Origin of the sequence: Paenibacillus sp. FSL R5-0345, from assembly GCF_000758585.1 — a bacterium.
Classification (GTDB): Bacteria; Bacillota; Bacilli; order Paenibacillales; family Paenibacillaceae; genus Paenibacillus_AQ.
On record NZ_CP009281.1, the window covers coordinates 6669927 to 6695730 of the forward strand.

Annotated in this window: 20 protein-coding genes; 8 read left to right on the plus strand and 12 right to left on the minus strand. The window is 43.7% G+C overall.

Annotated elements, in window-relative coordinates:
* Positions 1-150 precede the first annotated feature (150 nt).
* Positions 151-633, plus strand: a complete 483-nt coding sequence (locus R50345_RS29450) for a VOC family protein (RefSeq protein ID WP_042131646.1) — start codon at positions 151-153, stop codon at positions 631-633.
* Here the strand turns inward: R50345_RS29450 and helD are convergent.
* The gene (helD, locus tag R50345_RS29455; protein WP_042131647.1) at positions 597-3023 is read right to left on the minus strand and encodes an RNA polymerase recycling motor HelD; all 2427 of its coding nucleotides are present in this window, start codon (positions 3021-3023) and stop codon (positions 597-599) included. The genes R50345_RS29450 and helD overlap by 37 nt on opposite strands.
* Positions 3024-3319: 296 nt before the next feature.
* The gene (locus R50345_RS31035; RefSeq protein ID WP_081954222.1) at positions 3320-7450 is read right to left on the minus strand and encodes a glycosyl hydrolase 53 family protein; all 4131 of its coding nucleotides are present in this window, start codon (positions 7448-7450) and stop codon (positions 3320-3322) included.
* Positions 7451-7730: 280 nt separating this feature from the next.
* Here R50345_RS31035 and R50345_RS29465 point away from each other — a divergent pair, with 280 nt between their 5' ends.
* The 3 genes from R50345_RS29465 to R50345_RS29475 are packed head-to-tail and all read left to right on the plus strand — an operon-like array spanning position 7731 to position 10352.
* Positions 7731-8273: a sigma-70 family RNA polymerase sigma factor gene (locus R50345_RS29465; RefSeq protein WP_231573988.1), complete on the plus strand. Its 543-nt coding sequence runs from the start codon at positions 7731-7733 to the stop codon at positions 8271-8273.
* Positions 8266-9423, plus strand: a complete 1158-nt coding sequence (locus tag R50345_RS29470) for a DUF4179 domain-containing protein (RefSeq protein ID WP_042131648.1) — start codon at positions 8266-8268, stop codon at positions 9421-9423. The genes R50345_RS29465 and R50345_RS29470 overlap by 8 nt, the downstream gene beginning before the upstream one ends.
* A 20-nt stretch (positions 9424-9443) precedes the next feature.
* The gene (locus R50345_RS29475; RefSeq protein ID WP_042131649.1) at positions 9444-10352 is read left to right on the plus strand and encodes a DUF5643 domain-containing protein; all 909 of its coding nucleotides are present in this window, start codon (positions 9444-9446) and stop codon (positions 10350-10352) included.
* An 88-nt stretch (positions 10353-10440) separates the two neighbouring features.
* On the opposite strand, the gene R50345_RS29480 is transcribed toward R50345_RS29475, so the two are convergent.
* Positions 10441-10827 (minus strand): MerR family transcriptional regulator, encoded by a 387-nt coding sequence (locus R50345_RS29480; RefSeq protein ID WP_042131650.1) that lies wholly within the window; start codon positions 10825-10827, stop codon positions 10441-10443.
* A gap of 137 nt (positions 10828-10964) precedes the next feature.
* On the opposite strand from R50345_RS29480, the gene R50345_RS29485 reads away from it, so the two are divergent.
* Positions 10965-11723, plus strand: a complete 759-nt coding sequence (locus tag R50345_RS29485; RefSeq protein ID WP_042131651.1) for an SDR family NAD(P)-dependent oxidoreductase — start codon at positions 10965-10967, stop codon at positions 11721-11723.
* Positions 11724-11781: 58 nt separating this feature from the next.
* Here R50345_RS29485 and R50345_RS29490 read toward each other — a convergent pair whose 3' ends face one another.
* Positions 11782-12984: a macrolide family glycosyltransferase gene (locus tag R50345_RS29490; protein WP_042131652.1), complete on the minus strand. Its 1203-nt coding sequence runs from the start codon at positions 12982-12984 to the stop codon at positions 11782-11784.
* Between the two features lie 108 nt (positions 12985-13092).
* Between R50345_RS29490 and R50345_RS32280 the strand changes: the two genes are divergently transcribed.
* Entirely contained in the window at positions 13093-13218 is a 126-nt protein-coding gene (locus R50345_RS32280) for a hypothetical protein (RefSeq protein WP_269321976.1), read from the plus strand.
* Positions 13219-13402: 184 nt separating this feature from the next.
* On the opposite strand, the gene R50345_RS29495 is transcribed toward R50345_RS32280, so the two are convergent.
* From R50345_RS29495 to R50345_RS29520, 6 genes are all read right to left on the minus strand, one after another.
* Complete coding sequence (locus R50345_RS29495; protein ID WP_052414775.1) at positions 13403-13951, minus strand: DUF2238 domain-containing protein; 549 nt, start codon at positions 13949-13951, stop codon at positions 13403-13405.
* A gap of 226 nt (positions 13952-14177) precedes the next feature.
* Positions 14178-15542 carry an MATE family efflux transporter gene (locus tag R50345_RS29500; RefSeq protein ID WP_042131654.1) on the minus strand — a complete coding sequence of 455 codons (1365 nt, stop codon included), beginning with the start codon at positions 15540-15542 and terminating at the stop codon, positions 14178-14180.
* A gap of 75 nt (positions 15543-15617) precedes the next feature.
* Complete coding sequence (locus R50345_RS29505) at positions 15618-16277, minus strand: dihydrofolate reductase family protein (RefSeq protein WP_042131655.1); 660 nt, start codon at positions 16275-16277, stop codon at positions 15618-15620.
* Positions 16278-16298: 21 nt separating this feature from the next.
* Positions 16299-17435: a sugar ABC transporter substrate-binding protein gene (locus R50345_RS29510; RefSeq protein WP_042131656.1), complete on the minus strand. Its 1137-nt coding sequence runs from the start codon at positions 17433-17435 to the stop codon at positions 16299-16301.
* A 15-nt stretch (positions 17436-17450) separates the two neighbouring features.
* The gene (locus R50345_RS29515) at positions 17451-19391 is read right to left on the minus strand and encodes an alpha-amylase family protein (RefSeq protein ID WP_081954224.1); all 1941 of its coding nucleotides are present in this window, start codon (positions 19389-19391) and stop codon (positions 17451-17453) included.
* Between the two features lie 36 nt (positions 19392-19427).
* Positions 19428-20468 carry a zinc-dependent alcohol dehydrogenase gene (locus R50345_RS29520; RefSeq protein WP_042131657.1) on the minus strand — a complete coding sequence of 347 codons (1041 nt, stop codon included), beginning with the start codon at positions 20466-20468 and terminating at the stop codon, positions 19428-19430.
* 301 nt (positions 20469-20769) lie between these two features.
* Between R50345_RS29520 and R50345_RS29525 the strand changes: the two genes are divergently transcribed.
* Positions 20770-21921 (plus strand): metallophosphoesterase, encoded by a 1152-nt coding sequence (locus R50345_RS29525; protein WP_042131658.1) that lies wholly within the window; start codon positions 20770-20772, stop codon positions 21919-21921.
* Between the two features lie 139 nt (positions 21922-22060).
* Here R50345_RS29525 and R50345_RS29530 read toward each other — a convergent pair whose 3' ends face one another.
* Entirely contained in the window at positions 22061-22615 is a 555-nt protein-coding gene (locus R50345_RS29530; protein ID WP_042131659.1) for a TetR/AcrR family transcriptional regulator, read from the minus strand.
* Positions 22616-22781: 166 nt separating this feature from the next.
* Between R50345_RS29530 and R50345_RS29535 the strand changes: the two genes are divergently transcribed.
* Complete coding sequence (locus tag R50345_RS29535) at positions 22782-24245, plus strand: DHA2 family efflux MFS transporter permease subunit (protein WP_042131660.1); 1464 nt, start codon at positions 22782-22784, stop codon at positions 24243-24245.
* 137 nt (positions 24246-24382) lie between these two features.
* On the opposite strand, the gene R50345_RS29540 is transcribed toward R50345_RS29535, so the two are convergent.
* The gene (locus R50345_RS29540; protein ID WP_042131661.1) at positions 24383-25735 is read right to left on the minus strand and encodes an amino acid permease; all 1353 of its coding nucleotides are present in this window, start codon (positions 25733-25735) and stop codon (positions 24383-24385) included.
* Positions 25736-25804 lie beyond the last annotated feature (69 nt).

A 25804-nucleotide genomic window follows, 5' to 3' on the forward strand; every position in this document is an offset into this window, starting at 1 on the left:
CTCCTCACCCAATTTTATATAATAAACCCGTTGAGTTAAAATACCTTATATTCAATAACCATGTTAGTATAAAACACTTATCTTATATATGTATCTCCTATTTTAATCCAACTATAATAAATAGTACATTAGATATAGGAGTGATTAATAATGAGCGTAAAAGGTCTTGCACATATAGCGATTCAAGCCAAAGATTATATTGCAACAATTTCATTTTATATCGACGTTTTAGGGTTCAAGTTAGGTCATCATTGGAGTCTGCCATCCTTTCAAATCAAAGAAGCATGCATGTTGATTTCACCTGACCAAAAGACCTGCATTGAGATTTTTGATAACGATGCAGTCATTGCCGCCCAAGGAAAAAAAGCCTTGTCTGAGGAAGAAGTAGCTCACGGAGCACTCTTACATTTCGCCTTCTACGTGGATAATGTCGATGAAATGTACCAAAAAGCCCTTGCTCATGGAGCAAAGGCTTTTATAGCACCAGATTCGCTTTCTCTTGGTGAACCACCTCTCCTGATCAAGAACGCGATCGTTCACAGCCCCAATGGGGAAGTTATCGAATTTCTTGAAGAGGTGGATTTTGATATGTCTACTTACACTACCTCATACAAAGAGGTATCCAAGGCTTGAATAAAGTGTGACCAATCGCTTGTCGTGTACAGCAGAAGGCGATGCATCGCGCGAGTACAAGCCGTATAAAAGAGTTTACGTTCGCTCTCCCGATGATACGTCTGCGTGGAAGCATCGTAGATTAGCACAGCGTCGAATTCTACCCCCTTAGCAAGATACGCAGGAATAACCAACGTTCCCTTCTCAAAGGTGAGCGTCTCCTTCGTAACAAGTCGCAGATTCTCGCCCCCCTGTGCAGCCAATGCTTCATAGGCTTCGCGACTTTCCGCAGCAGTCTTAGTAATAACGGCAATGGAGTCGAGACCTTCGGCCATAAGCGCCGCAAGATCCTCTTTTATTCGGACCGCCCGCTCTACGTCATTGCTAGCCTTCACTAGGTGCGGCTTCTTGCCGCCCCTATCAAAAGGCACGATCTCTTCATTAGGTAGCAGCGCCTTCGTAAACTCCACAATCTCGCGAGTGGAGCGATAGCTTCGGATTAGACGAAATAGGTTCGTTTCCTCTTCACCATAAAGCCGGATCAAAGGAGAATTCACCTCTTGCAGATTCGTCGCTTGCGGGAAAATCGCTTGACTGAAATCGCCGAGTATTGTCATGCTGGCGCGGGGAAACAATTGTTTGAGAAACGCGAATTGGAACGGCGAATAGTCCTGCCCCTCGTCAATAAATAAATGCCGCACCATTGTATTCGTGCGAGAACCCTCGATAAGCTCTTTTAAATATAGGAATGGGGTCTCATCCTCATAAAACAGCTCAGTATGGCTCAACTTTTCCTTCGTTTGCATACAGATTTCTGACCATTGATCAGGTACTTCGGTCTCACCCGTCATTTCCTGATAGATAGCAGCATCACTAAACAACTGATCGTATAATCCAATCGTATTTATGAACTTCAACCGTTTGGCATCCCGTCTCAGCGGTTTGAAGTGCTCCTTCACGATCATTCGACGCAGCAGTTCTTCTTCCTGCGAACTAAAGTCAAAAACATTCTCTTCCCCGTCCTTCTGAATACGAAAATCGCCATAGATTTCAAGATACTGCTCCGTAAAATCGAAGACAGCCTCTTCTCGCCGGTACTTCTTAAGCACCTCACTGTACGCTTCGGCATATTGATCGTTGTCGAGGTAATCGACCTCATCTTGAACCCAGGGTGCCTCCATTTCCTGACGTTCTAGCTTAGTCAACTCGCGCAGCAGCCATTCACGTAGTAAAGCGACGCGATTCGCCAATCGGATAGAGCTGTCGTAGCTGTAAAATTGCGATTTCATTTGCTCCGCAGTAATCAAATCGCGGTCCCGGAAACGAATACTGTGGAACAGCATTCCCTCTTTCCCTAGCCATTGTGCGTAGCTTTGGAGAGCATGCAGAAAGGCTTCAGAAGCCTTATATTGCATTCCTGTTAGCCGTGCTTCATATCCCTGCGAGGATTGTGATGATGTCAGTACATATTCAATCTGCTCGAAGGGGTCCTCTAGATGAACCGTGGATCCAAGCCAATAAGCAAGGTATTCCTGAAACGTCGTTTGCTGCATATTCTCCTCGCCAAGCTCGGGCAGAACCGTCGATACATAACTGTTAAACATCGGATTTGGCGAAAAAAGAACGATCTGATCCGCCTTGAGCCTATCGCGGTGTTTGTATAATAAATAGGCTACCCGTTGCAACGCTGCGGACGTCTTTCCGCTGCCAGCCGCCCCCTGTACAATGAGCATACGACTTTTGTCATTGCGGATGATGGCGTTCTGTTCCTTCTGAATGGTCGCCACAATGCTCTTCATTTGTGAATCCGCGCCCTTGCCAAGCACCTGCTGAAGCAATTCGTCCCCGATCGTTAAGCTCGTATCGAACACGTTCTGGAGCTGGCCGTAACGGATCTGATATTGCCGCTTCAGCATCATCTCACCTGTAATCTGTCCACCCGGCGTTTCATAAGTGGATCTCCCCGGAGAATGGTCATAGTACATGCTTGCAATAGGTGTTCGCCAGTCATACACCAGAAAGTCCACACCGTCTGCATCGACGAAAGAAGCCACTCCGATATAAATTTTCTCACTGGAGCTCAGGCCGTCTTCATGAAAATCCATTCGCCCAAAATAGGGAGAGGGCAGAAGCCGTTTCATATTATTAAAACGCTGGACCCGTTGCCGGTGACTGCGTTCCCGCTCGGACAACAACGCTTCTTGCTGCTTTATACTGTAGAAGGTCTCTTCAAAATCTTCGTCTGTGCTCGTATTGACCGTGACTTCTTCCCAAAACCGCTTGCGAATGTCCACCACCTGATCACGTAACCCAGTTACTTCGGGTTCTAGTTCTGCGATTCTTAATCGCAGCTTTTCCGTAACCAAATCAAGCCGTTCTTGTTCTTGCTGCCAATCGTTTACGTCTACCATCTTCACGAACACGCTCCTTTTCATTCTTGTTATAAAGAAGCAAAAATTAAATTTGACAAACTGCTGATCCACATGGTATTATAATAGTGTGGATAAGATGTTATACTTATGTGTAAATAAGTGAAATTAACAGCAGTTCTATAATATTATCACGAACTTTCTTTGCATGCAAATTAATTATATGTAGAAGAACCGGCACAGTCTGTCAGTTCTTCTTTTTTTGTACCCTCAGCATGGCTGTACATAGCAAATAGACCGTCCTTCGGACGGTCTATTTGCTTACTCAAGTAAGCTTACTATTTAGTTTGTAGGAGATTCATAATGATGGTTACTGCCTCTGCTCTTGTTGCGGTCTCATTTGGTGCAAATACATTGCCATTACGTCCGCTCACAATGCCTGATTTCTTCACGGCTGCAACTGCATCCTTTGCCCATGCAGGAATTTGGCTATCATCAGCAAAGCCTGTTGATGCCGCCGATGTTAAATCTACCCCTGCTGCTCTAGCGATCATAACTGCCAGCTCCGAACGTGTTATGCTCGCTGCCGGACGGAAGGTAACATCCTCATAGCCGCGTATAATCTTCGCCTCTAAGGCTTGTGCAATGGACTTCTCGGCCCAAGCAGGGATTGTATCTGTGAAGCCCAGTTCCACACCGTTTCCAGTAGGCTTCAGCGCATTCATCAGCATCACCGCAAATTCAGCGCGTGTCACCGTAGTATTCGGCTTGAACGTTCCATCCGTATAACCCTTGATGATCCCTTCGCTCACCGCTTTCTTAATATTGGCCTCCGCCCAATGTCCGGAGATATCACTGAACCCAGCTTCTGTTGTCGGTTCAGTAGATGCATTTGTTACCGGCAATCCGGTCGCTTGATCCACTACGAGTACAGCAAACTTCGTAAAGTGATCCACATCTGCAGCAATGCGATTTCCATCTATTTTGCCGCCGTTAACTTTCACCCAGCTCTTCTTCACTTCATCATAATAAAAGATCGCTACAGTCTGGCCGCTCTTCACTTGTCCTGAATCGAACACAAAGGTTAGCGTGACCGGTTTACTAAAGTTCTCCGCGAAGTTTTTTAGAATCTCATAGATCGGGCTTACGAGAATCTCATGATTGCTGAGAAGAGTCTCTGTTTGGAGCACTTTCTCAATTGTTAATGTCAGTTGCTTGCCTGAAGCATTAGCCGGAATAGAAATCACAAGCCCATTATCCAGTCTGACTTCACCGGATTGACCTGCGGGAAGCGTCAGTTTCCCGTTGGTGGAGATAACCGGAAGTACGATGTTGGAGCTACTACCGCCATCATTACCACCGTTGCCATTATCATCAGAACCGTTATCTTGTGCAGCTCTCGTTATCGTTGCAGTATACTTCGTACCTGTGCCATCCTGGGCAATTACGAATAACTCCAAACGATTACTACCTACTTCAAGAGGAAGCTCTACGCTCGTTTCCCCGCTTGTCAAACTTATCGGACCAGCCACAAGCGTATTGGCAGTATTGTACACACTCGCTGTTAAGGTACCATAAACAGCATCGCTGGCCGTTGCCGTCACCGTGAAGTTAGATAAGGAATACGGTACGTTCGCTGTATAATCGTATACACTTCCGCTCACTGTTTGATCCAATGTTATGCCGCTCAAATTCATGCTATTCAAGCTTGCACTAGAACTTAATGTCGTAAACGTAATCTCTTGCCCATAGCTTACTCCGACTCCATTCACGGCATAGGCACGTACATGATAGGTAGATCCCGATTGAAGTCCCGTAAGTTTCACTGAAAAGGCTCCTGTTCCACCTGATTCAGCTATGGCCTTACCGTCAGCAATTGTAGGAGTGGCGGTAGTGGAATATACAACTCCCCGCTCTGTAACCTCAGCACCACCGTCCGAAGTGATGTTTCCTCCAACCTTAGCAGTCATAGAAGTGATTTGTTGTACTTCTGCATTTGTATCAACAATAGCAGACTCTTCAATACCTCTTACATAGCTTAAATAGAAATCATCAATCGTTCCCCATGCGCCGCCATCGGCTTTGATATTTGCTCCGATCGTTAGCGTTCCATCGGTAACGAGAATATCCCGAATCTCAGGATTATTCCACTGTGTCCATCCCTTCACACCAGTGTCTATTTTTACTTCTTTACCATCCGTTACAGCAAACAGATTCATGTTGGGGTTTACAGCATCTCCCCCTTGAATAAACATTGAAAGATTATAATATCCCGGCTTCAGCCCAGAAATGGTCTGCTCCACTCTAAAGTCCACTGCTTTCGCCGAGTAGAAATGTAGAGAGTAGTTGCCCGTCTTGGCATCTGAGACTTTGTTTTGGAAGTCTGTGTGTGGTTCTTTAGCGTTAGCATAGGTGATTTTCCACATGCTTCTATCGCTATTTTCAAAGCCAGCATTGACGATAAAGTTCTCTTTTTTAATGACTAGAAAAGCCTTAACCGTTTGACCGCCTTCTACCGTTCCACCGATCACATAGCTGCCCGCTCCCTGGCTAATAGCTTGCTCAAGCGCAACCTGATCCCACGTTACTGGAATCATTGCCGAACTTCCATCATTGTAAATAACACTTACGTCTTTCGGCAGATGGATTGGCTCCCCAGCAATCTCTGTGACGGTTACATCTTTTACTTCATCTACAGCAATCGGAGCAACAGCACCTGTATTAACGTATTTAAATACATTCAGTGAAGCAAGCGGATGTCCGTTAAAATCAAACAAAGCCTGATTGTCAACAGCACTTCCTCCGTACCATTCCCCTGCATCTTTTGGATCATATTCCTTGGCGTAGCTAGATGCCCAGCCTGAACCGTATTTTTCCCAAATCGACTTATTCTGCTCCAGATTATCTTTCGGACCTACCGGAAGCCATGCAGGTTCCCAATAAAACACACCTATTCCCGCTTCACCCACATTCGCAACAGCTTCGATCACGTCTCTAACCGAGTTGGCCTGACCTTGAACGCTGATAGGATAGTTTAGAGTTTGACCCGAGCTTTGAGGCGCTGTATTTCCGTGTCCATCTCCATCCTCAGCGGTATACGCGTACGAGGTTTCGGCTACCATTACTTTTTTTCCATAAGTATCAGCCACTTGCGTCAACACGGATGTCAAATTGCTTAAAGTGCCGTGCCAGAAAGGATAATAAGAACTTGCAAATACATCATAGTCTACATTATTATTCTGCAAGGTTTTCGCATAGGAAGCATATCTGCCTGCCCCCTCAGGATTTGTAAAATGCAGAGCGATCAGAATATTAGAATCGATCTCTCGAATCGCTTTACTTCCCGCACTAAACAATTGGCTAATCTTCGTCCAATCAGATTCACCGACGAATTGTCCATTCGTTTCATTACCAACCTGAACCATGCCAACATCAATATCTGCATCGATCAGGGCTTCCAGACTTACTTTGGTATATTCGTAAAGTGCAGTCTTCTTATCTTCAAAACTCAAGTTTGCCCACGCCTTAGGCGTATGCTGCTTGGCGGGATCGGCCCAAAAGTCTGAATAATGGAAGTCGACCAGTAGCTTCATACCGTTTGCAGTCGCTCTTTTCCCGATTTCGATAGCGGTTGCCAGGTCATTATTACCACCGCCATAACCATTACCAGTTGTATCAAAAGGATCATTCCATATCCGTACCCGAACGTAGTTAACCCCGGCTTCATGTACGGTTGTAAATATATCCTGCACTTCTCCGTTTTCATTGTAAAACTCGACTCCGCTATTCTCTAAAGAAATAATACTGGAGATGTCCACGCCCTTAATAAAATCAGGCTGAAGTCCTTCTACCTTCTTCACAAAAATATCCGCCGGCACCGGCAGGGTCGTATCCGTACTCAACTGTTTCAACTCAAAGCTGTCCAAAAAACCATATGCGCTTGGAGCGCCGCTTATGTTCGCACCAACCTCAAAACTCGGGGTATCCTGCTTCAAGATAAATTTCAGGCTGAGCGTTCCCCAAGCATTATAGCCAGTGGTAGCAACAGCGGATGCCTTCTCGTCACCCGCAAACAATTCAACATTCCCTGTTTCCTTGTCAGTACCGCCCATCGACTTGACTGAGAGCTCATAGCTTCCCGCAGGGAGATTCGTTATGGTCTGCTTAAGCGCGATCGTCTGGTTTCCAGTAGCGGCTTTGTTAATCCAATATTTGAAAGCACGAGCTCCTTCGTCAGGGCTTAGCCAAGTATCATCGGCATATGCAAAATGCTTGATTTCTACTTGATCCCAATTTGCCGTAACGACACTCCATGATCCATCTTCCCAGAAATCGTCCTCGAAACCGCCATTTACTATTAACGAACTATTCGAATCTGCAGCCAAAGCACTCCTCATGTTGAATGAGAATGAACTTAACATCAACAACACTGCTAAAAAGACAGAGATACCCTTTTGATTAACTCGCATGTTCTGATCACCTTCCATTCTAAATTTTCAGATGCATATGTGTGCGTCCTAAGTTATGTAAGCACTTACAAATCAATATACCAATAGTTAAAATATTTAGTAACGGATGAAAAGAAAACATTTTGTATGCTTAAGCAAGCTTTATAGGCTTTAATCTTCATTTTCCACTATTCTGGAATAGATGATATTAAATAGATTTTAGATTTTTTTATCCAAATATAACTTTTTGTATGCCTTCTCCATCTAATCATACAGAGGGCCCTCAAGGAGGAAAAATCATTTGCTGGAAAACGAACTGGATATCAAAAAAGCGCAGAAAGGCGACCACGAGGCGTTTACCCGTCTTTTCAGGCAACTGGAACCCCAGTTGTACAGATTAGCCAAAACCATTCTGCTAAAAGATGAAGATTGCGCGGATGCTCTTCAGGAAACAACACTGAAGGTGTATAAAGGGTTGGCCAACCTTAAACAGCCTAAGTTTTTTAAAACCTGGGTTATACGCATCCTAATTAATGAATGCAATCAGTTACTTCGTATGCGAGAGCGAACTATAGCTGTGGCGGAAATTCCCGAGGAACCGGTCGATTCCTATGTGCATTTTGAAGATTCAGGCAACGTAGACCTGCAAAGCTTCATTAATCAGTTGGACGAATCCCTGCGGCTTGTTATCGTGCTTTTTTATTATGACGATTTATCCATTAAGCAGATTGCAGATGTGCTCGACATCTCCGAGGGAGCGGTCAGGGCACGACTTCACCGCGCACGGAGATTGTTGTCCAAACAGATACATCCTGTGCGGGAGGAGGGTCTTGCTAATGAATAATAACCATTTAGAAAAGCAGATCAGGGAGCTAGGCAAGGCTAATATACAGGAGCTTCCTCCTTTACTGCGGTCGCGGCAGGATTCGATTTATGCATCGCTCGCCACAATTGTCCAGGATCCTGTGGAAAAGGAAAAGAAAAAACGGATATATCCAAAGGTCGCAGCTGCTGTATCTGTAGCGATAGTGCTAAGTGTTATGCTAACGGCCGTCTATCCGCCAGCGTTGGCCAATGCACTCAAACAGCTTCCATGGATAGGCGGAATTTTTGAACGGGCAGATGATATAGGATTGCAAGCCGCTCAACGTCTGGGTCTGATCACCCGGCCGAACAGCAGTGATACGCATGAAGGAATCACCTTATCTGCCGAAGAGGCTGTATTTGATGGCAACCGATTGGCATTCTCTGTGAAACGTGAGGGAGATGAACTGGAAGGTAAGCTAGCCGGAGTAACGATTGGAGAGGATGGGAAACCTTTTCTAGCGAAAGGTGCGATAACTTCTGCAGAAGTACTGATCGACGGGTCTTCCCTGGAGGAATTCTCAGATGGTCATTGGGAAGCTGTTCCTTTTCTAACCTGGACGGAAGGCAAGGAGCAGAGTACAGCTATTTTTGAACTGGTGGATTCTTCGAATTTGGGGATCACCAAGCCTTTTCCTGATCAATTTGTACTGACTGTAACCCTTCACTTAAACGGTATAGATACACCATATGTTCTGGAGATTCCTGCACGAAAGGTAACAGAAAATAGTATTGCCGTACCTGATATACGTGCACAAGCACAGGGATGGAGTCTGACGCTGCAAAAGCTGGAATATAGCCCATTAACCACGCGTCTGTTACTCAATATTGAACAGGAGACTGACGGGGATCACACAGATTTTAATACATTGGGCTTTGAAGTGAAGGATGAACAGGGACTGGTTCTGAAAAATATATCGCAAAAAGCGCTCCTTTCTTCCAATAGATCACAGGATGTGAATCTGCTTATTGAGCCGTTCGAGAAATATCCTAATATGCTCACAATCCGTGGCTATCTTTATGAGTTCGAGGACTCTAAAAGTAAGAGTGGCGCATTCAAAGCAGATAGTTCCGGAAATCCTGTGAAGCATTATATCGATGGTCTGGAAATGAACGTGCTAGTTAAATAAAAACTAAGGAGAATGATATCATGAAGAAAATGACCAAGAAATGGTCTGTAATTTTAAGTGCTGCTGTATGCCTTGGAGCGCTGGGAATGCCGGCTTTAACCCAAGCAGCCAGTGTTCAACCTGCCGCTGAAGCTTCCCTGAATACAACAAAAGTCGCCGATTCACACGATCAGCTTACTTTAAAGGGCAGTGCACAGTTTGACGGTAACTATATTAAGATCGATCTGAGCCGTGAAGGATCCCTGTTCTCAGGAATGCTCGCAGGCGTAACCTTGAATGATAAAGGTGAACCTTATCTTGCAGAAGGAACGATTATGGGAGTAGACGCCAAGCTCACTCAACCAGGAGACATTGATTTTAAATCACCACGCTGGATCAGTGACGGTAATGCCAACAAGGCGGTTGTTGTATTGCAGACCGGATGGCTTACTGAGCAACAAAAGGCAAGCCTGGCTTCCTCTGAATTGAGCATCCATGTGAAGCTTAACGGAATCGAAGCTCCGTATGTACTAAAGTTTTCTCTCAAGCAAGCAGGAGTAGCGCGTAGTATTCAGCTGCCAGCTTTAAAGAAAGACAACCAATTTGAAATCAAAACCACTCGCGTTGCTGTGGGAGAGACTTCTGTGCGTATTGCTTTAGCAGTTAGAGGGACTGCTAACCAAGCACAGGCTTTAGGATATGACATTTATGATAATCTGGGAAACGAATTAGAATATATTGCACGGGAATCTGTTGCAACAACCCAGAATTCTGTTTCTGAAGATTTATTGTTCGAGGCACTTCGCCCAGCCGCAGAATATCTGATTATCAGACCTTATCAAGCCGTATTTGAAAAAGGCACTGCCGGGGCTTACAAAGTAGATGCCAAAGGTAAAGTAGTTAAAAATTACAACAAACAACTGGAGATCAAAATTCCTCTAAAAAAATAATTGTTATCGCTGCAACAGAAGGGGATTACCTGTTGGCCGTTAGGCCTGAGGTAATCCCCTTTTGCATGGACGAAGTGTAATTGTACTACTAATCATGCATAGACAAATCCAGTGTATTCCCTTTACTAATGAAGGATTTATAATTGGTAATTTTGTCGTTCAGCATCTTCTCTGTCTCTGTTAAATGCCTGATTTGATCCTGAACTGAGCTTCTATGATCTTCGAGAAGATCCAAACGGGCTTGGCTTGTATGCTCGCCCTCTAGGTATAACTGGGCATATTGCCTGATCTGTGCGATAGGCATTTGGGTTTGTTTCAACCTCAGTACAAATCGCAGCCAAGCAAGATGAGTATCCTCATATACCCTTTCTCCATTGGCATTGCGAATCGGAGCAACGATCCCTTCTTTTTCATAATATCTCAGTGTATATGTAGTTATCTCCAATAACTTGGATACCTCGCTAATCGTATACATACGAGTCCTCGAATCTAATATGTTTTGAAAGTCACCCTGATTATAAAAAACATTTGCCTTAGAGTAAACTCTAACCTATATAATCAAATCGCTGTAGGATAAAATTACAAGCTCGTTTAAAAATAGGAGGAAATCACATGAAGTACACTGTAATTACCGGCGCTAGTTCAGGGATAGGTTATGAAACTGCTCTAGCTTTTGCAGCGCGTGGAAAAAACTTAATTCTTGTTGCCCGCAGAAAGGAACAGCTGGAGGAGTTACAGTCTGAAATTACCCGTATTCAGCCTGATGTAGAGGTTATCATTCGAACGACTGACTTATCCGTTATTGAGAATGCTTATTCACTTTACGAAAGCTTGCAAGAGTATCCCCTCGAAACCTGGATCAACAATGCCGGATTTGGGAACTTTGCTTCAGTGGCCGAACAAGATTTAAATAAAATAACTACAATGCTACATCTGAACATAGAAGCGTTAACTATACTCTCCTCTCTATTCTTTCGAGACTACTCCACTATTGAAGGCACTCAATTAATTAACGTTTCATCTGGTGGCGGTTATACGATTGTGGGCAATGCTATAACGTACTGTGCGAGCAAGTTTTACGTAAGTGCATTTACTGAAGGGCTATCTCATGAGTTGAAGAGTCAAGGTGCACCTATGCAGGCTAAAGTGTTGGCACCTGCCGCAACAGAAACAGAATTCGCGAAACGTGCTTTCGATATCACGGATTTCGAATATCACGGCGCTGTGCCTAAATTCCATACCGCAAAGGAGATGGCTGGATTCATGCTTGATCTGTATGACAGCAATCATGTGGTGGGATTAGTGGATGGTTTGACGTACGAATTTGAGTTGAAAGATGCTATTTTTAATTATGTGGAGCGTACGCGATAGACTTGTCTTGTAAGTTAAGGCATGAAGAGGGCCATCCTTCAATGGATGACCCTGCAAACTAATCAAGATATTGACGCCTCCATTCGAAAATCTCATCCACAGCTTGGTGTGACCCACCGGATGTCCGAAAAGAATCTTTAATTGTTGCAACAGCTTTTTGGAATGATGGAAGGGTCAGCACACGCTCTACAGCTTCACGTAGTTCAGTTGCAGTTAATCCTTGCATTTGTAATTTAATACCCGCTCCTGCATTGGCGACTTGCTCAGCAATGATCGGTTGATCCGCACTTTGTGGGATTACAATTAGCGGAACCCCGTAATAGAGACCCTCATGCACACTGTTCATTCCACCATGAGTAATGAATAATCTCGAGTTTTGCAATACATTCATTTGTGGAACATAATTTTTCACAATGAAGTTTTGCGGAATTTCTCCCAAATCATAGATTTGGACTTTATTCCCAATGGACATCACAATCGTATGATCCATATTCCCGAATGCCTTAAAACAGAGCTTATAGAAATCTATGGCTTGGTTGAAAACTGTGCCCATTGAAATGTAAATTAATTCTTTTCCCTTAATTGCAGAAAGGTCAAAATCATCTGGAGTTAATCGTGAGGAGATAGATGGACCCACGAACTTATACGATTGATTCAGGGCTTCACCATAAGGATGAAACTCCCTTGTCGTATAAACGATTGTAAGTGGTGCAGGATTACAGAACACTTCATAAGGAGAATGGATTTCCACGCCGTATTTTTCTTTTATTTTTGCCGTCAGGCTTTGAAATCTATCGTCCACAGCTTTTACTATTTCTGCAGGAGCTTCCATGTAAAACTGCTCCATAAGTTGATCAAATGATGCCTTTGTCTGTACAAAAGAAGTACAAGAGTTGATTGCAGGAAGCTTGAGGATTTGAGCAATTAAACGTCCGCAACCAAACATGGAATCATGAATGATATAATCGAAATGCTCCCCTTTGATCTGCTCAAGAACGCCCGGAATAACTATATTCGCTGTAAGTAAAAGCCCATTCACTCTTTCAAGTAAATAATCTCTTCCACCTGAAATAAAAGCCTTTATATATTGTTGATCGTCCAATGTCCGAACTATAGCGCCCGTCTCCTCAATACGTTCCCGAAAAGCTTCTATAGAGAAGTACACTACCTCTTCTCCACGAGAAATAAGCTCCTGTACAATACCAATCGTTGGATTGATATGTCCCTCTGATCCTGCATTAATAAATAAGACACGCGCCATCCCTTCCACTCCTCAGTTATGACCTAAATTATGATGTATGTAGCTCCAATTCTGTCCTTTTCAATGTACCCATTATACGTTCATCAACGGCCGACTTCTACTTCTCAAATGGATGATCGCAAAAACCATTCTGCCAGCGCTAATCGACGCGCCGCTGTCGAATACGATTTCCGCAACTTGCTGGATAATGTCGTTAGGTACGGTGAAGAGGGCTATTATCTGGGTTTGGACTAACGGAGGATACTGAGGAAGTGAATCTCACGGTCAAAAACCGGGGCAAAGGCATCTGCCTCTCAATCTTCAAAGAAATTACGGAATTATACAATGGCAGCGTGCGATTGCTCGAGGGAACAACGACAGAAACTATTTTTCAGATTACAATTCCTAAAAAGCCTCCTATTGATCGTTTGAATCAACGTTAGTCATATTTACTTGTTCTGCGCGCTTTATTGTATAAATAAAGGGCTGTGACAGCTGCGCTCAATATTCCGCAGATCATATCCATCATCGTATCGCTCAAACTACCGTTTTGTGAATGTAATCCGAAAAGATGATCTACTGTAAACTCATAAATCTCCCACAGCCCAGCCATGGCAACAGCAAACAGGAAAGCGAACCAGATGATGATGTTGGAAGGTACACCGCCCAGCTCTTTACGCTTAGCCATCTTGATCAAAATGAATTGTCCTACGAAGAATAGAATAACTCCGGACAGCAGATGTTCAATCTTGTCTAGATAAGGGATGAACGCATACATATTGAATAAATTGGCGAGCATCATCGTAATCGTGATAAAGATCAGCACCGAGAACCGCAGTGCAGGAGGCAATTCGCTTTTAGTCCATGTGATTAAGCCCCTAAAGAGTAATAGGACGACAATGATAAGACCCGCTTGAAAGGTTTTACCATAGTTCCCAATCACGCTAAAATAAACAAATGATACACCGCATACGATGTACAAAATCATTTCAAAAACATCATTGAACCTATACCTTCTAGAGGTTTCTCGCATAGCAGTTCCTTTCTGACTAGATCCGTTTAACTAATTATCACCCATTCAAAGCCACCCCATACGACAATCAAATCGGTAGCAACAAAAAGACCCCTGAGATATTCCCATAAGCGGGAATACACGGGGTCTTAAGCCAACCAATCAACCCAGATAGTTGCAGAGTTTTATGTAACCTTAACCTCTACATCGCTTTTTCAGCCAAATCGCTAACTAAATTTCTCATCCACTTGCGGGAGTAAATCCGGGCATAGCCAAAACCGAAGCGGACAAGCTCCTCCAGTGAGATGACAAGGTACACGAGGTAGACTGGCTGCTTCCAGACGTATGACAGCAGCAGCCCAGATGGGACCCCAATCAGCCACGTTGCTGTCGATTCCATGCTGAATACGAACTTGCTATCTCCCCCGCTGTTTAGAATGCCACCCGCTATAATCATATTAGATACTTTGACCCAAAGAAATCCAGCGAATACGATAACGATATACACACCCATTTGTTTGGCATCCTCGGAGATATTAAATGCGGATACATACAGCTTCGAACCTGCCGCAATGATAGCCCCTACAATCAGAGAGATAATGATACCAAGCCGAATGAATTTTTTCGCGTGATCGAGTGCGATATCTGTTTCGTTCGCACCCAAACGGTTGCCAACGAGCACCCCGGCTGCACTAGCCAGACCGGATAATAAGCCGATACAAAGCCCTTGCAACGGGAAGGTAATGGTCATTGCTGTCATTTCCGTCGTTCCCATGCGGCTATAGATGATTGCATATGCCGTTTCACCCAACACCCAGATCAATTCCGTTAGCAACAGCGGATAAGTCGTTCCAAAAAACTTGCGGACGAGCGGTTTAGGAATGATGAACAAGTTCTTTAACCCGACAGCTCCCGGTAACCGATACCGGTACACGGCGCCAATGATCAATAAACATTCGATTACTCTGGAAACAAGCGTAGCGATAGCCGAACCCTTCAAGCCGAGTGCAGGAGCGCCGAAGTGGCCGAAGATAAGCACGTAGTTCAGTATAAGATTCAATCCAACTGCAATTAAGCTAACATACATCGGCCATTTGGCATGCCCGGTACTGCGCAAAATCGCAGAATACATCATCGTGAGCATGACAGGCACAAAGCCGATCGACATAATCTGTAGAAAAATGTACCCGTCATTTATTACATTCGCATCTGTAGTGAACATACTCAGAAAGAACGGCGAATCGATGAATACAGCCGCAGAGAACAGGAACGAGAACGCGAAGCCGACGATCAGACCGAGACCCAGCACCTGGGAGACACTTTTGGAATCTTTGTTCCCCCAAAATTGGGCAGCAAAAATAGATACACCTGTCGATAAACCGGCTAAGACAACCGCGATAATTCCGTATATTTTGGTGGACATCCCCACCGAGGCAATCGCCACATCTCCAAGCTGACCGACCATCAATTGATCCGTCAAATTGAGCAATGCCATCAGTAAGCTCTGAAGTGTGACGGGCACAGCTATTTTATACACACTTTTGTAGAAATTCTCTTTGTCTGACATGTATTGTTTACAACCCCCATATTCTTAATTTTTCCACAATCCATAGCCTTTTGCAGTCTATGACCTTGTGAGAGGTCATACTACTTTTTTGTAGCGCATGAGCGTGTAATTATCTTTTGGCTGAATTTCTACAACTTTGAACTTTTTTGCAAAGCTCAATTGCTGGTACCCGTCTCCATCCACTAAAGTAATGTTCGTGGAGCCGCCTATAATGATCGGTAGCTGCATCAGAATAATTTCATCAACGATATCCTGATTGAAAATATGCCAGTTCAAAAATCCGCCGCCCTCGACCATCAGGCTAGTAATCCCATAATTTTTCTCAAGCTGACGTTCAAGCTCAACGAAATCGACTTTATCCTCGCCGCAAATGAGGCATTCCTTGCCTCTTTCCCGAATCTGCTTGATTTTTTCTTCATCCCGTCCTTTCTCGGTTGTGACAATAATCGTCTTCCCCTGATCCGAGAGAACATTGCAGTCTAGCGGAATATCCAAGGTAGTTGTCGGAATGATACGAATTGGATTTTTGTTCTCCTCATATCGATTAGTAAGAAACGGATTGTCTGTCAGGATCGTATTTTTTCCAACCATAATGCCCTGCACGTTCCCCCGAAATAGATGGATGAATTCCATATCCTCATTGGAAAACAAAGAAAAAAGCTCTTTACTCGAATTACCGGCTCCCATCGTGAGCTTTCCGTCAATCGAAATTTGGCTGAATATCGTTGTTTTCATTTGTTTTCTCCCCGTCTCTTATTAGCTTTTAAATGCGCCCCAAGATACTTGGAGACTTTGCTCTATTTTTTTAAGCGCTTGTTCAGGATTACTCAAGGGCAACTCGATAAGACCTGCATTCAGTGCCTCCCATACGTGGATCATGAAGGGGAAAGTCGGCATCGGCCTTGCTTGATCCAATAATGATAAAATCATTTTTTTGTTAGGTGCCGCAATATCAGTTAACCGTTTAAGTGTTCCTTCCTGTGCCGGAATCCGCTGCACATCCAGCGTCCACATAGTTTGGCATTCATCACTCAGCATAAAACGCGTGAATGATAAAATATCTTCCCGCTCCTCTGATGTTAACGAATGATTGGGATAGATCAGGCCGATGGAAGAAGTCATGGATTGCGATTGCCTCCCCTCGATAACCGGAAGCTGGCAAACCGCAAGGCTATGATTCATATGCTTATCCAGATGATTATAAATCCACTCGCCACAAATAATGGCGCCGATCTTACCATCAATGAACTGCTCTAGCAGTCCTGTAGAACCATCAAGACTTACAAGTACACCTTGATCCATCTTGTCGCGGATAAATTGTAGTGCCTGCTTCATTTCAGCGGTGATGATATTCGGCTTTCCATTCTGTACAGGCCAACCACCAAAAGCCGTAAGGAACGGAATAAACCAATAGCCCTGTTGTAAATCTGCGCCAATCGGCACGATACCTTGTGCGGATAACCTCTCAGCTTCCTGTTCGAACACATCCCATGTCGTCGGCGCACTAGTGAAAATTTCCGGGTTGTAGTATAGGACCAGATGATTGCCCCTCAATACCGGAATACCATACTGAACGCCATCCATTTGCATCGTTGAAAGGGTCCCTTCAGTCAACACATCATCGAGCAGCCCGCCAGGCACCTCGGAGTAGAGGCCATTTTCGACATAAGAGGACATGTCGGCGGGAACCATCGCCAGGTGCGGACCTTGGTGGGTATCCTTAATTCGGTTCAGGCGCGCAGTCAGCTCTGTAATATTCATCACTTGAGGTGTAACTTGTACGTCAAAGCGCTCCGTATACAGCTTGCAAATTCCCTCTAACACCTCAATCGAGGTATCTCCCGGACCATCAAACTCATGCCATAACACGATTTCCTTGTTTTTCTTTTCCATTGCAACCTCTCTCCCTTAACTAACTTGTCTATGATTGTTTACTAGCACTAGTGCCTGATTAGGCGCAAGCAGTAAGCTTTCGAACACCTGACCTACGCTGCTGTCCGTTAAGGAACTATCCAGTGTCACGGACATTGGGTATCGACCAGGTACGGCAGCCTTTAAATCGACTTGGCAGGAAGTATCAGCACTCAAGTTAAAGCAGCATAACAGCGTCCGATCCCCGTGCATATATCCGTACAGAACAGTACCCTCCGGGGACTGAGCCACGAAAAAATTCTCTGGCTGAACTAGCTGGCGCCAGTCTTTCTTGAATTCACTTAGCTCCGTCAGCAGCGGCAGCATCGGTGCAGGATTGGTCCAATTAATCTGCATGACGTTAAAAAAAGCACGAGAAATCTCTTCTCCGTTCGTGTTGTCTCCAAGACCGCAGTTGAGGGGCTGCTCTTCATTCATTTCATAGCCCGTCGTCACATACGGAATGGCGTTCGGAAGAAATTGATTAAACACCGCGATCATTCGAGCAACGTCTATACCGCCACGGCTCGTGATCCGGGGAGTATCCGCCGTCTCTGCACAGGCAAACACATGAATGTTCAACTCCGGCAGCTCCTCTAAGAATGAAACGAGATTCTCCTTAGTAATCTGCGTCATAACGTTCCATCCGCTGCCTAGCATAATGTTGTAACCGGTGCTCGCTGCCTTCTTGTGGTTACGATTGAACAAATCTTCGCTGATCAAGATTGCATTCGGATTCAGCTGTTTAATCGTATTAAAAATTCGAGTCAGCAACGGTGTTGGAAGCACATGTCCGATGTCGATGCGAAAGCCGTCAATTCCATATTTTTCGAGATTAAACCGTACGGCCTCCTCCAGAACATCCCAGAGCTCCAAATTCGGCTCCTCTCCAGGATAGTCATTGCATTTAATCGTATCAAAAAGGACATATGGCGCCTGATCCGGACTTATAAGATGTCTCACTTGTGGAGAAAAGTCCTTGTATAAGCGTAAAAACGTAATGTCTGTCCAAATCGGCTGCACATCATTTATCCAATCCGAATGCGCTGGAGCAGTCGTTATCCCCATCTCTCGCTCCACCAAAGTTAATATCTCCTCCCCAGTTCTATCAGCCCTCTCTTTTAATTGCTGCCAAAGGATTGGATGAAGTTCATTGGGCGGCAGTGAGAACTTCCGCAGAAATGCTGCGGTCTCCTGGCTTTGATAGACCATCTCCAATTTATCAGGCGTACACTCCTCAAAAAACCCAAGCTCAGGGATCGGTGGCGGCGCAAAGCCTTCTAATTCATCCATCTTGATCCAATACACCCATTCAGGATGTTCATTAATGAACGCGCTGTTTTTCGCCGTTACACGGGGAATGAAATCAACAACCGTCTTAATATCAAGCAAATGACAAGCTTCTACCAAAGCGCTAAGCTCATCGTGGATCGTGAACTCTTCCATACCATCCAACAAGCTATCATGCAGGTTCTGGTCCAAGTGAAATAACGACTGCACCGCGTAAGGTGATCCGATATCCCCCTTCAGATTTAACTTGCTGTACTGGTTCACAGGAAGCATGTATAGAATATTAATGCCCATTTTTTTTAGCAGCGGCAGAAGAATAAGGAATCTTAAAAAAGTACCAGATTCGATTGTTCCATCATGGTTGTAATCCCAAGCCGTCGAATAGCGAATAAGCGAGGAATAGATCGCGCTGTCGTCCAGATTTGTGCGTTCCTTAAGCAAATACCTCCACGAAAGCTTGTCCACATACTTCAAATGCTCCGTCAAAAAATCATACGGATGTACACAGATTTCACCGTCTTTTTCAAAGAGAACACGCTCATACTGGCACTCATTCCACACTGCAGGGATCCAAATGGGCTCCACGTCTTTATCCTTGTGTGTAGACAAGTAGTCCTGAACTAGCCTAAATTTGCTGTCGTTGCTCATTATCAGTGCCACCTCTCATTGATTGTAGGATTTCGTTTAGGGAACAAAAACCGTCTTTACGGTTTCACTCCTAACCACCTTCAAAGAGTTCAACTCATAGCCGATCAACTCGTCTATCGCTGCTTCATGCTGACTGAGCCTAACTTTTCTAGTTACCAGCTTCTCCAGTTCAGGTGTTTCAGCGGCAAACCGCAAAGCCTCCTCGAACATGTAGCGGTATTCGCCTGCTGCAATAATTTTGATTGCAAGCTGTACGAATTTGGTAGGAGAAAAGGTATACCGGTACTTTGCATTAATACCAAAAGGAACGATGCGCCCCCCGCGCTCAATCCACTTCTCTGCCATTTCGAGCTGTGTCCCCACTGTGTCGATAATCAGATCAAACTTATGTCCCTCGCAGATTTCATCCACAGTAGCTTGATTTAATTGGGAAGGTGTCAGAGCGAAATCTGAAATCTCTCTGGCAAAAGCCAACCGATAGGGATTAATTTCTGTCGCCACCGTGAGCGCAGATTTGGATTTACTCACAATTTGACTTAACAGTCCCATCGGACCCGATCCAAGAATGAGCACCTTATCGTCTGCTGAGACGTTAGCCTCTTTGAAATTGTGCAGCACACAGGCAAGTGGCTCGATCAAGACTGCCGTCTCCCAGCTCATATGATCAGGAAGGAGGTGTGCAAACGTTTGTGCAGTAGCATAAAAAAAAGTGAATGTCCCGTTTCGATTCAATCCAGCAATAGGCATTCCATTTCCATCCTGACCCGTACATAGGTGCGGCTGTTCCTTCAAACAAAAATAACATTCATTGCAGCTTTGATTCGGATCGATAACTACGCGGTCCCCCACCTTAACACGGTCAACGTTACTGCCGATTTCGACTACAGTCCCTACAGCCTCATGACCGCGAATGACCCCTGATACTCCTTCCTCTTTACCGGTTACGACTGCTAGATCTGTTCCACAAATACCTGTCATCTCAATCCGGATCTTAACTTCATCCGGGGCTGTGATCTGTGGCTCTTCCCATTCGCATAGCTCCAGCCTATGATTGGATGTCCACACCAGCGCTTTCATACGCATACTTCCTTTCTGTTTGTGTTATCCATATTCGCCCAGAATATATCATACCCACCATGTAAAAGTAAGGTGAATATTGTCGTAAAATGCTATAGCTTACATTTTTATATAAATTTCATATAAGTAAGCGCTTTAAAATATATTCAAACCGTTTCGATTCTTCTTATTCAAAATCAACTCTCTCCTCTTCCAACATGAAAAAATATGTTACTCTTACTGAGTACATGACTATTTATTCATTCTTATTGATAATAATTGTTTACTCTCAGAAATCTAAAGAAAAAGGGTGGTACATCATATGATATTTGCATTTCTGTGTATATTCGCTTTGTACGCGGCAACTAACTATTATATCGCGAGAAAGATTTTTAAATGGCTGCAACATATATTTCCAAATGTAACCGGGATTCTATATGGAGTCATCTACAGCTTATGTGCGTTAACAATCATAATTAATTTACTATTGTCCTCTTCAGCTATGACGACCGATTTAAGCATCGTTAACTTTTTGGGTCAATTCGGGGACTATTGGATGGGGATCTATTTCTATTTGCTCTTACTATTGATCCTTTCAGATATAATCTTACTGGTTAGTAAGTGGGTTAAAATCATCCCCTCTCCTACACCAGCGCGTGTTATTTTTCATACAAGATCAGTAGTGTTAGTTCTAGTCATAGGGTTAGTGTCTTATGGGATTTATAATGCGAATCAGTTAAAAGAAGTCACTTATCCGATCCAAATTCATAAAAACACCTCATTAGATCATTTAAATATTGTTCTGATCAGCGACTTACATTTGGGCTACATAAATGATGTGAAATTTATTGAAGACGTTGTTGATCGTATTAATGGATTACAGCCGGATATTGTGTTAATGACAGGGGATATCTTTAATGGTAACTACTACGCGCTCTCTAATCCTTCCAAAGGTATGGAGTTATTAAGTACCATTCAGTCCACCTATGGAGTTTATGCTTGCTTAGGCAACCATGATGCAGGACGATCATACGATGAGATTGTGAACTTTATAGATAAGAGTAATATTAAACTTCTAAATGATGAGCATGTTGTTATAGATAATCAATTCGTTGTTGTTGGTAGGAGGGATTCATCACCGATTGGCAATCAAGGAAACCCAAGAGCAATTACTTCCGAAGTGATGAGTAAGATTGATACAAATATGCCCGTTATCGTAATGGACCATCAACCAACGAATATGATTCAATACGGAGATGACGTCGATCTAATCATTAGCGGACATACGCATCAAGGACAAGTATTCCCTGGAAACCTAATCACCAACGCTATGTTTACAGTAGATTATGGCCACTATCAGAAGAATTCGAACAGTCCTCACGTCATCGTTACATCTGGTGCAGGGACTTGGGGACCGCCATTACGCATTGGCACGAATAGTGAGATAGCACTGATTAAGGCTGAGTTTAAATAATATGATTTTTTGAAAAAAGCGGACAGCCTTTGGACGAGAATTAACGTCCTAGACTACCGCTTTTTATTGTTTCACTCACTTCATTCTGACTTAGAATAGCTATCGGTTCCCCAAATCCTCCTGCAGCGTAGTCTAGCGCTTATAAATACCTTCTTTTATACATCAAGGTAATCTGCCCCGCTATGTATTCCGCACTATATTGGCTGCCATCCTTAATCCACCACATAATAATCCCAAGTAGTGATGCTGCAATTATATCAACAGAGACTACTTCTTTATTGGGGTCTATGTTTCTGGCGTTTCTTCGTTTTTCGACAGTATTCTTTAACAGGTTGGTCAAGTGGTTTTTGAAGCCTTTGTGCTCCATCAATACAGCAAAAACTTTCCGGTATTCATAAAAATAATTTAAAAATGTGACCAGCTGCTCCTGTTCGTTGTTGCTCTTCATTTGTAATAGCGGTTCAACCTTCATGGACAGGTCATCAAAGATTTCATGTACAATCTGGCGCAATAAATCGTTAATATCCTCATAATGCAAATAAAACGTAGCACGATTCAGTTCAGCACGGTTGGCGATTTTTTGGACAGTTAATTGAGAAATCTCCACATTGTCGGCCAACAATGAAAAAACAGCATTCTTCAGCATCTTTTTTGAGCGAATGGCTCGTGGGTCAATTCTTTTATGTTCAGACATTTCATCCCTCTATTATCGTTTATGTGGCACTTCATAGACTAATTTACCCAATCTGTCGATTAGTCGACATTTTCAATAAAATTGCAAATAGGAATACTATTTAAATCCTGATATGATTCATTTTATTGACACTATGTCGAAAAAGCAATGAAGAGAGGACTACACCATGCAAGAAGACATTAAGAAAATTAATAAAGGGATCTTACTAACCATTTTAATTTTTGGTTGTTTCTTATCCACACTCAATCAGACACTTTTAAATGTCGCCTTAAGTAGTCTGATGGATGTCTTTGATGTTACGGCAACAACCGTACAATGGATTTCCACGGGCTTTATGCTAATCAACGGGATATTGATCCCGATTACAGCCTATTTAATGAAACGTTTTACAACACGTCAATTATTTATAAGTGCCATGTCATTTTTATTAATCGGTTCGATTATTTGTGCAGCGGCGCCGAGCTTTAGTCTACTCTTAATCGGACGAATGATCCAAGCTGCGGGTGCTGGCATAATAATGCCGCTCATGATGAGTGTTGTGCTCGCCATCTTCCCCGTTGAGAAACGTGGCAGTGCTATGGGACTGCTCGGACTGGCAATGATATTTGCTCCTGCTATAGGGCCGACTCTTGCGGGATTTGTTGTCGAATACCATTCTTGGCGCTGGTTATTTATCGGCCTCATCCCACTTGTTATCCTTGTTATAGCGTTGGCATTCAAGTATTTAGTGAATGTATCTGAGACCTCTAAGTCGAAGCTTGATGTGGTAAGTGTTCTTTTATCAACCGTCGGATTCGGCCTGATCTTATACGGCTTCAGTAGTGCAGGCAGTAAAGGCTGGGACGATGCAATAGTGATTCTGACCTTAGGGATTGGGATCGCTGTAACGGCTGTATTCTGTATAAGACAAATCAAGTCTGATGATCCACTGCTAAACCTGTCTGTCTTCAAAAATAAAGTCTTTACGATGACGTCTCTTATTAACGTATTGATCACGATGATGATGTACGCAGATATGATTTTATTGCCTATTTATCTGCAGAATGGCCGTGGTTTTACAGCGTTTGATGCAGGATTGCTCTTGCTGCCGGGGGCACTTGTAAATGCGTTCATGTCGCCCGTCACCGGAAAATTATACGACCGTTTTGGTGCCAAGCCGCTATTCATTATTGGTTTACTCTTTATTTTTCCATCTATGTGGGCGGTAACCGATTTATCTCAATCGACAACCTATATGTATCTAATGATTCGTACCATTGGTCTCCGAATTGGATTAAGCTTTATCACTATGCCACTCAATACAGCCGGACTAAATGCGTTGCCCAAACAACTAGGTACGCATGGTACAGCAGTGAACAATACCGTTCTTCAAATTGCTGGCGCCATTGGTACTGCTGTCGTAATTACAATTTATACCGTGCAGGCAACAAGTCATGCGGCCACAGTGATGCAGAGCAATCCCTCTACTACTCCTGAAATCCTTAAATCCCTAGCATCCATTCTAGGGGCGAGTGACGCCTATTACTTCATGATGATATTATCCATTGCCGCATTTGTTATAACATTATTTATGCCTATGAAGAGCAAGATCACGATTGAAAAGAAAGCAAACCTAGCTAGCGAAGAATAGACTCATAAAGTGGAACGTCAAAAGGACAGCTGCTTGCTGTCCTTTTGCATTATCCTCATAGCTATTTTCAGCTCACTAGCTTTGGTTTCAGCCCCGCATCCCCTAGTAGCGCTACTTAATGTCTGCCTCACACTAGCTTAATTACTTTTCCCCTTCTTACCTCTAATCGAATACAGGATGAATAATAAAATAAACCAGATCGGAGTACACAATAAAGCCGGGCGTGTCTCTCCAGCGAACAGCATAATGATCAGTATTCCAGCGAACAAGGTTAAGACAATATAATTAATAGCCGGTGTGAACGGTGCTTTGAATTTGGATTTCGCCTGTAAGTCTGGCCGGGTTTTCTTATACTTAATATGGCAGATGAGCACAATTCCCCACACCCATATAAAACAAATGGCGCTAATCGTTGTCACGATTCCAAAAGCCTGCTCCGGAATAAGTTTACTTAAAAGAGCTCCTACAGATATGACAATTGTAGAAATGAATAACGAGTTACCCGGTACATGGTTTTTATTTAGTTTGCCCAAATGAGGTGATGCCTGCTTATTTCTACTCAAATTATAGAGAATTCGGCTTGTCGAGAACATCCCACTATTACAAGCGGAAGCCGCTGAGGTTAGTACAACAAAATTAATAATCCCTGCGGCAATTGGAATCCCTACTAAAGTAAAGGTTTTTACAAAAGGACTTTCTGCCGGACTAAGCTCCGTCCAAGGGTTAATGCATAGCAGGACGAAAAGCGCGCCGACATAGAAAAATAGAATCCGTAAAGGAATTTTATTAATTGCAGACGGGATATTTTTCTCCGGATCCGCTGTTTCCGCTGCTGACACACCCACCAACTCCACACCGACATAAGCAAATACAACCATTTGAAAAGAGAATAAGAAGCCTGATATGCCGTTCGGAAAAAAGCCCCCATGCTCCCATAGATTCCGTATCGTAACCGATCCTGCATCCGTCTTAAACCCTATGATCAGTAAAATGACCCCAAGACCAATCAAGGCGAGAATCGTAATTACCTTAATTAAAGCAAACCAAAATTCGAGTTCCCCAAAGCTCTTTACAGTTAATAGATTAAGTCCTAATAACACGACTAGACAGGCGATGGCAGGAACCCACTGCGGGATATCAAACCAATATTGTACATATACGCCAACAGCGATGACATCAGCCATAGCCGTCATGATCCAGCAAAACCAATAGGTCCAACCGGTAATGAATGCGACCCGTGATCCAAGGTAGTCTTCAGCAATATCCGTAAACGATTGATAGCCCGCTTTAGATAATAGGAGCTCTCCCAGTGCTCTCATCACAAAAAACACAGCAATACCCACGATTAAATACGTGATCATAATGGATGGGCCTGCCTTCTCTATCGCCTTGCCTGATCCCAAGAATAATCCTGTACCGATGGTGCCGCCAATAGCAATAAGTTGAACATGCCGATTAGCCAGCTCTCTCTTTAATTCTGGTTGTGCCATACCTAGTTCCCCCTTGTGAGTACAATAAATTGGAATAAAAAAAGAGAGATTGGATGTCATCCAATCTCC